Genomic DNA, 6,863 nt, shown 5'->3' with positions numbered 1-6,863 from the left:
TTCAAGCCATTTTCCGGCGTCGCTTCTTCACGCTTGATCAAAGCACGAAGCAAATGTGTGCGCACGCTAGCCCCTTGTGGGAGAAGGTGGATCGGCGCGCAGCGCCGAGACGGATGAGGGGTGCTCCAGCGAAGTGAGGCGTTCAAGCCGCCACCGGCCGCCGCGCCAGCCCACCGCGTATGTGCCGCGCGAACTCCTGCGCTGCCGGGCCGACGCCATGCCTTGGCAGATGCAGGTTGATGGCGAAATTTGGTAGCGGCGGCAGGCCCGACTCGAACGGCAAGATGTCGAGATCGACTGGCACGGTCGAGGCGAGCCAGGCGGTGACGGCGAGGTCCGATCGCACCGTGGCCGTCGTCGCGTCGATATTGCCGTTCTCGAACACGGTGCGCCATTCCAGCCCATGTTCGTTGAGCGCCGAAAGCACCGCCGGGCGGAAAGCGCAGGTATCGGCGACGATCGAAACCGGCAGCGGCCGCTTGGCGCGCGCGACGCCGCCCCTCGCGCCGACCCAGACCAGCCGGTCGACGGCAAGGCATTCGCCCGTCGTCGGTCCGACCCGCTCTTCGATTACCGCAAGGTCGACGGTTCCTCCCGCAAGGGCCGTGGCCAGTTCGGGCGACGAAGCGCAGACCAGCGAGATCTCGACCTGCGGATNGTTCCTCCCGCAAGGGCCGTGGCCAGTTCGGGCGACGAAGCGCAGACCAGCGAGATCTCGACCTGCGGATAGGTCTCGGCATAGGCCTTCAGCACCGGCGCCAGCAAGGTGCCGACGAGATCGTAGGGCACGCCGAGCCGCACCTGGCCGGCGACAGCACTTCCCGCCATCTCGGCCCAGATCTCGTCGTTGAGGCTGAGCAGGCGCTTGGCCTTGTCGAACAGCCGCTCGCCGGAACGCGTCAGGCGCAGGCGGCGCCGGTCGCGCTCGAAGAGGCTGCAGCCGAGCGTGTCCTCCAGCCGCTTGACCTGCTGGCTGACGGCGCCCTGCGTCAGATGCAGCGCGTTGGCGGCCGCCGTCATGCTCGCCTTGTCGGCCACGGTGACGAAGGTGCGCACCAGCGCGGTATCGAGATTGTGGATCATCCCAGCATTATAAACGCTAATGTCATGCATCGCAAACATTGCATTTACCGATATAAGATCAAGCCTACCATGGAGCCTCCGACGAAGGACGCCCCATGCTCCAGCCGATCCTGCCGCTCATCCTGTTTGCCTTCGTGGCCACCGCCACGCCGGGCATCGCCACCACCTTGTCGACCGCCTCGGGTGCGCAGTTCGGCTTTCGCCGGTCGGTTCCGCTGATGATCGGCAGCGCCGCCGGCCTCGCCACGGTGACCGCGGCCGCGGCCGCCGGCCTTGCCGGTCTGCTGCTTGCGGTGCCCTCGCTGCAATTGGCGATGAAGGTGATCGGCTCGCTCTATCTCCTGTGGCTGGCGCTCAAGATAGGCCGCGCCGGGCCACCCAATCTCGATGTGACGATGGCCAGGCCGAACAGCTTTCTTGGCGGCGCCGGCATCCAGTGGATGAACCCAAAGGGCTGGGCGATGGGACTGGGCGCGGCGGACTCCTTTGCAGCCCTTGCCGATGGGCCTGGACAACTCGCCTTGCTGCTCGGCTCGACCTTCGGCCTCGCCGCCGCCATCTCGCTGTCCGTTTGGTGCGTCGCCGGCATGGTATTGGCCCGGCTGCTCAAGACCGAATGGCAATGGCGCGCGCTCAACATCGCGCTGGCCCTGGTGCTGGCCGCCTCGATCATTCCGATGTGGCGGTCGGCGTAGAAGCCGCGGCCTTGCAGAAGCTGGGGGCTTGCCCCCGACAAAGTGCTTATGCTGTGCTGGTCGACCCCCACTCCGTCTCGGCTTCGCCGAGCCACCTCTCCCCCGATCGACGGGGTAGAGGAAGGGCGCCGGGCTTTTTGCCGTCAACGCTCGTCCAGCAAAGCTCCCTTCCTTTCCCTCCGGAGGGGGGAAAGGTGGCGCTGCGAAGCAGCGACGGATTGGGGGAACTACGTGGCAATCAAGCCTCGGGCCGATCGGGTCACGCCAGTCACAGAAGGTATGTGCATTGGCTTCAAACCCCGTAGCGCGCTGCCGGCTTGTCGGCGTGCAGGCTGCCGTAGAAGGCTTGCCGGGCGCCGAGGAACGTGTCGAGCTTGGCGGTATCGGCAAGTGCGGGCACGGTGACGGCTTCGCCCCTGGCCAGGCCGACAAGGGCGGCATCGACCATGTCGTCGGCGGTCATGATGATCTCCTTCGGAACGTTGTCGATATCGGTGCCGGCAAGTTCCCAGAAATCGGTCCGGGTCGCGCCCGGCAGCACCACCTGCACGTTCACGTTGGTGCCCGCGACCTCGCGGTGAAGCGCCTCGGTGAAGTTGACGACATAGGCCTTGGTGCCACTGTAGATGCCGCCGAAGGAGGTGTCGAAGGCGAGCACCGAGGCGATGTTGACGATGCCGCCGCGGTTGCGTGCCAAAAGCCCCGGCAGCACGGCGCGGGTTAGGCGCGTCAAGGCGATGGTGTTGACCTTGATCATGCGTTCGGCCGCATCGACGTCGGCGGTGGCCACGACGGCCTGACCGCCGATGCCGGCATTGTTGACCAGCAGTGTGATGCTTTCGTCGGCTGTTACAGCTTGCTCGACGCGGCGCACATCATCGTCGTTTGCAAGATCGGCGCTGATCACGCTGACCTTGCGATCGTAAGCATGGCGCAACTTTTCAGCCAATTCTTCCAGCCGGTCGGCGCGTCGCGCCACCAGCACAAGATCGTAGCCCTGGCCGGCGAGCCGGTCGGCATAGACGGCGCCGATGCCTGACGAGGCGCCGGTGACGACCGCCGTGCCCTTGTTGTTTTCTGCACTCATTATCCTGCTCCTTGTTTCGACCATTGGTTCGTTTCGACCCGTGTTGCCGGGCTCCGTGGGCAATCGCCCTCGCCTTCACCAAAGTCGCTCAACCCAATAGTGGCATATGCCACTATCAACGAAGTAGGCATATGCCACTATCTTGTCAATGATCTCAACGGGGATTATTTGTCAGGCTGCGACGGACATCATGTCTCTGCCGCGAGGACCTATCATGCCGAAAGACGCCCTGCCCGGCCTTAACCTTTGCAACAACGCCATGCTGCGGCGTGCAACGCGCAAGCTCGGCCAATTCTATGATGATGTGCTGGCCCCTTCGGGGCTCAAGGCAACACAGCAGGGTCTGCTCTACCAGATCCATGTCGGCAACGAGCCGGCAATGGGCGCCCTTGCCGCTGCCCTTGTCATGGATCTGTCGGCGCTCGGCCATACGCTGAAGCCGCTGATCCGCGACGGCTACCTCGAAACCTTCGCCGACAAGGATGACCGCCGCATCAAGCGCGTCCGGCTGACGCCGTTGGGCCGTGTCAAGCTCGATGAGGCCGTGAAGCTTTGGGAAATCGCCCAGCGGCGATTCGAGGATCTGGTCGGCAAGGAACAGGCGGCGAAGTTGCGCGAGGTGCTCGATGGAATTGCCGCGCTGGATTTCGATCTGCCGTCGGCCACCTGACGCAGCCGACGGCTTTTCGCAGACCTTATTCCGCCGGCATCGCCACTGGCTTGGCCAACATCCGGCCGGCCAGCACGATGCCGAGCCCGACAATCGGGAATGCAGCCGCGACCAGGCCGAGGTCGGCCGGCGCGCCATAGCGCAGCACGGCGCCGCCGACCACGGCGCCCAGCGCCACGCCGAGATAGAGCGCCGAGGCATTGAGCGATAGCACGATCGGGGCGGCATCTGGCGCCAGCTTGATGATGCGGCTGGCTTGCGCCGGCGGGAACGCCCAGCCGACGATACCCCACGGCACCATCATGCCCATCAGCGCCGGTCCGGCTATGTTGTGCGGCAGGAAGGTCGGGATCAGCGAGAAGGTGACCAGCATCGCCGCGCTCAGCGCCAGCGACCAGGCAACGGTGCGCGTCGCGCCGAAGCGGTCGGCGGCCTGGCCGCCGGCGACATTGCCGATGACGGCGCCGACGCCGAAGGCGAGCAGCATGCCGGGCAGCGCCACCGGGCTGAGCCCACCGCCTTCGATAGCCAGGGGCGCGATGAAGGCGAAGACGGTGAAGGCGCCGATCAGGGCGAAGACCGNGGCAGCCGATACCACAGGATGGCGCCGGCCAGAGCGCCGAGCCCGGCGATGGCAAAGAAGGTGCCGCGCCAGCCAGCGACCGTGGCCACCAGCGCACCGAGCGGCGCGCCGAGCGCAACGGCCACCGTGGTGCCGCCGACGACGACGGCGATGGCGCGGGCGCGGTGGTGGTCATCGACCAGCGCCACCGCCGTACCCTGCGCGGTCGCCGCGAACAGGCCCGACGACAGCGCCATGATGATGCGCGCGATGAGCAGCACCTCGAAGGACGAACTCAAGGCGGCGGTGATGTTGCCGACGACGAAGAACACCAGCGTCCACAGGATGACGCGGCGCCGGTCCCATTCGCCGGTGAGCGTCGCCAGGATCGGCGTACCGATCGCATAGGCGAGCGCGAAAGCAGTGATCAATGTGCCCGCCAGCGGGATGGAAATGCCTGCATCCCCAGCGATGTCGGGCAGAAGGCTGGAGATGACGAAGCCCTCGGTCGAGATCGTGAACGATCCGAGCGCGAGCCAGAAGAGACGCTTATCCATGGGGAAGTGTCCTTAGTTCAAAATTTATTGAACAATTGGACATAACGGAGCATGATGTCAATGAAGCCAGCAGAAAATAGCTGAACCATCCTGACAGCCCTGTGTCAGCACAAAAGGTCAGCACGGGTCGAAACGGGAGAAACAGTGTGTACGGGCAGGCGAGGACGGATGCGTTGAAATCGGCCCGAACTGCGCTTAGGTTTCCAGCCATGACGCTGCCTCACCCCAATACGGACCAGATCAGCCTGCCCATCGTGCTCGGCGTGCTCGGCGACCCGACGCGGCTTGCAATCGTGCGCTATCTCGCCAGCAAGGAAGGCGTACCGCTGAACTGCAGCCGGTTTCTCGATCTCGGTTCGAAGACGAATTTGAGCTATCACCTCGCCAAATTGCGCGAGGCCGGCGTCACCCGCACCAAAGTGGTCGGCACCAACCGGATGATCACGCTGCGCCGCGTCGACCTCGACGCCCGCTTCCCCGGCCTGCTCGACAGTGTCATCGCCGCGGCTGGCGACTCTGCCCTTCCGGCGGTCGGCGGTCCCGACATCGAAGTGCCGGCGTAGACTGCAGGTCCCGAAGCAAAATTCAGTCCCCCTAGCGCTGCCAAAAACCGATATGCGGTGCGAGAAGTTCTTCCTCCATCTCGGAGAAAGGGCCGTAGACCTCGACCGGTTTCTGCCCGGAGGCAAGGACCGTGCGTGACGCGAGGTTCATCGTCGGGTTCTCGGCATGGTCGCCAGTCAGCGCCAGAAGCTTGGTCTCCTCGAAGCCGTAGACCAGCCGGCCGATATTCGCCCAGTAAAGCGTTCCGGTGCACATCGCGCAGGGCTCGCCGGTCGAGACCAGCGTGCAGGACCAGAGGAATTCCGGCGGATAGGCGTCCGCGGCACGCCGGGCGAGTTCGGTTTCGGCGTGGCGCACGGTGCTGATATTGCCTTGCCGCATGAGGATGCGATCGTCGGGACCGACGAGCACACAGCCGAAAGGATGGTGCCCGTGCGCGGCGGCGTCGCGCGCAACGTCATTGGCGGCGCGCAGGTGGGCGAACATCCGGTCGCGGGTCATCGCCTGGTGCCTTTCGAGGCTATCTAAGCGGATATTCCCATCTTAACTTCGGGACGACGTGGACGCTAGCAGATGGCGTGCTTCCGCGATAGCCACGGGTGGGCTGCCCCTTGGTCCCAGCCCGAACGATCTCAAGAGCCTGATAGCAATGACCGGGGATTGATAACGAAGGCGGGGGCTTGATAACGAAGACGGGCCGGAAAGGCCTCCAACGGGGCCGCGCCAAGGGAGCCCGCCGCATGCGCATAGCCGTCCTCGCCGATATCCACGGCAACATACTGGCGCTGGATGCCGTGCTGGAGGATTTGGCGCGGCGTGGCGGCGCCGATCTCACCGTCAATCTCGGCGACAGCGTTTCCGGCCCACTCTGGCCGCGCGAGACGTTTGCAAGGCTGCAGGCGCTGAACCTGCCGACGGTGCGCGGCAACCACGACCGCCGCGTCGCGGCCGACCCTCCCAATAACGAGATGTGGCCCTCGGACGTCTACGCGCAGGAGCGGCTGACGCAGCCGCAGCGCGAGGCACTCTTCGCGCAACCCCTCACCCTGGAGGTCGCTCCCGGCGTCGTCGCCTTCCACGCCCGTCCCGATCATGACGAGAAATATCTCACCGACGCGATCGTCGATGGCCAGTTGGTGCGCGCGCCGCTGGCGGCGATTCGGCGCCGGCTGACGGCGCTCGACCCGGCCTGCCGTATTGCGCTGTGCGGCCACAGCCACCGCGCCGAGCTGGTCCGTGTTCCCGATGGCCCGGTCATCTTCAATCCCGGCAGCATCGGCTGCCCCGCCTATGACGATTCAACGCCGCCTGCGCATGTCTCAGAACAGGGCTCGCCGCATGCCCGCTACGGCATCGTCACCTTGGGCGGCGGCGGTCTGCCCGACCGTTTCGAGGCCATCGCCGTCGACTACGACCACGAGGCGGCCGCACGGCAGGCCGAGCAGGCGGGACGGCCGGAATGGGCCCACGGCCTGCGCACCGGCTTCATGCCGTAAACCACGCCACCAGCTTACCAGCCATCAACCGGCACCAGCTTCGCCACAATTTTCGGACTTACATGGCGCCCCGTCGTCCCCTATAAAACCGGCCGGGCATGCGGCGGGACTGCCGCGGCATGGTGTTTTGAATATCGGCGCACGGCCAA

The 6,863-nt window shown here is 65.4% G+C and carries 6 protein-coding genes and 2 pseudogenes; 4 read left to right on the top strand and 4 right to left on the bottom strand.

The features are described from left to right. Positions 1 to 142: 142 nt before the first annotated feature. Positions 143 to 1,083, bottom strand: a pseudogene (locus X741_RS01000000167170) (LysR family transcriptional regulator). A gap of 95 nt (positions 1,084 to 1,178) precedes the next feature. Between X741_RS01000000167170 and X741_RS142010 the strand changes: the two are divergent. Next, entirely contained in the window at positions 1,179 to 1,778 is a 600-nt protein-coding gene (locus tag X741_RS142010; protein WP_023779917.1) for a LysE family translocator, read from the top strand. Between the two features lie 292 nt (positions 1,779 to 2,070). On the opposite strand, the gene X741_RS142015 is transcribed toward X741_RS142010, so the two are convergent. Beyond that, positions 2,071 to 2,865 carry an SDR family oxidoreductase gene (locus X741_RS142015; RefSeq protein WP_023779916.1) on the bottom strand — a complete coding sequence of 265 codons (795 nt, stop codon included), beginning with the start codon at positions 2,863 to 2,865 and terminating at the stop codon, positions 2,071 to 2,073. Positions 2,866 to 3,079: 214 nt separating this feature from the next. Here X741_RS142015 and X741_RS142020 point away from each other — a divergent pair, with 214 nt between their 5' ends. After that, positions 3,080 to 3,535 (top strand): MarR family winged helix-turn-helix transcriptional regulator, encoded by a 456-nt coding sequence (locus X741_RS142020; RefSeq protein ID WP_023779915.1) that lies wholly within the window; start codon positions 3,080 to 3,082, stop codon positions 3,533 to 3,535. 25 nt (positions 3,536 to 3,560) lie between these two features. Here X741_RS142020 and X741_RS01000000167165 read toward each other — a convergent pair. Beyond that, positions 3,561 to 4,654: pseudogene (locus X741_RS01000000167165) on the bottom strand (MFS transporter). A gap of 209 nt (positions 4,655 to 4,863) precedes the next feature. Between X741_RS01000000167165 and X741_RS142025 the strand changes: the two are divergent. Next, the gene (locus tag X741_RS142025) at positions 4,864 to 5,217 is read left to right on the top strand and encodes a helix-turn-helix transcriptional regulator (protein ID WP_023779914.1); all 354 of its coding nucleotides are present in this window, start codon (positions 4,864 to 4,866) and stop codon (positions 5,215 to 5,217) included. A 31-nt stretch (positions 5,218 to 5,248) separates the two neighbouring features. Here X741_RS142025 and X741_RS142030 read toward each other — a convergent pair whose 3' ends face one another. Further along, positions 5,249 to 5,719, bottom strand: a complete 471-nt coding sequence (locus X741_RS142030) for a nucleoside deaminase (protein WP_023779913.1) — start codon at positions 5,717 to 5,719, stop codon at positions 5,249 to 5,251. Between the two features lie 239 nt (positions 5,720 to 5,958). Between X741_RS142030 and X741_RS142035 the strand changes: the two genes are divergently transcribed. After that, a complete protein-coding gene (locus X741_RS142035; protein ID WP_023779912.1) occupies positions 5,959 to 6,714 on the top strand; it encodes a metallophosphoesterase family protein in 756 nt (251 codons plus the stop codon). The last annotated feature ends 149 nt before the right edge of the window (positions 6,715 to 6,863 follow it).

The sequence above is a fragment of the Mesorhizobium sp. LNHC221B00 genome, assembly GCF_000502935.1.
GTDB lineage: Bacteria > Pseudomonadota > Alphaproteobacteria > Rhizobiales > Rhizobiaceae > Mesorhizobium > Mesorhizobium opportunistum.
Note: the sequence above shows the minus strand (reverse complement) of the source record. Positions and strands in the feature narration are given on the sequence as shown.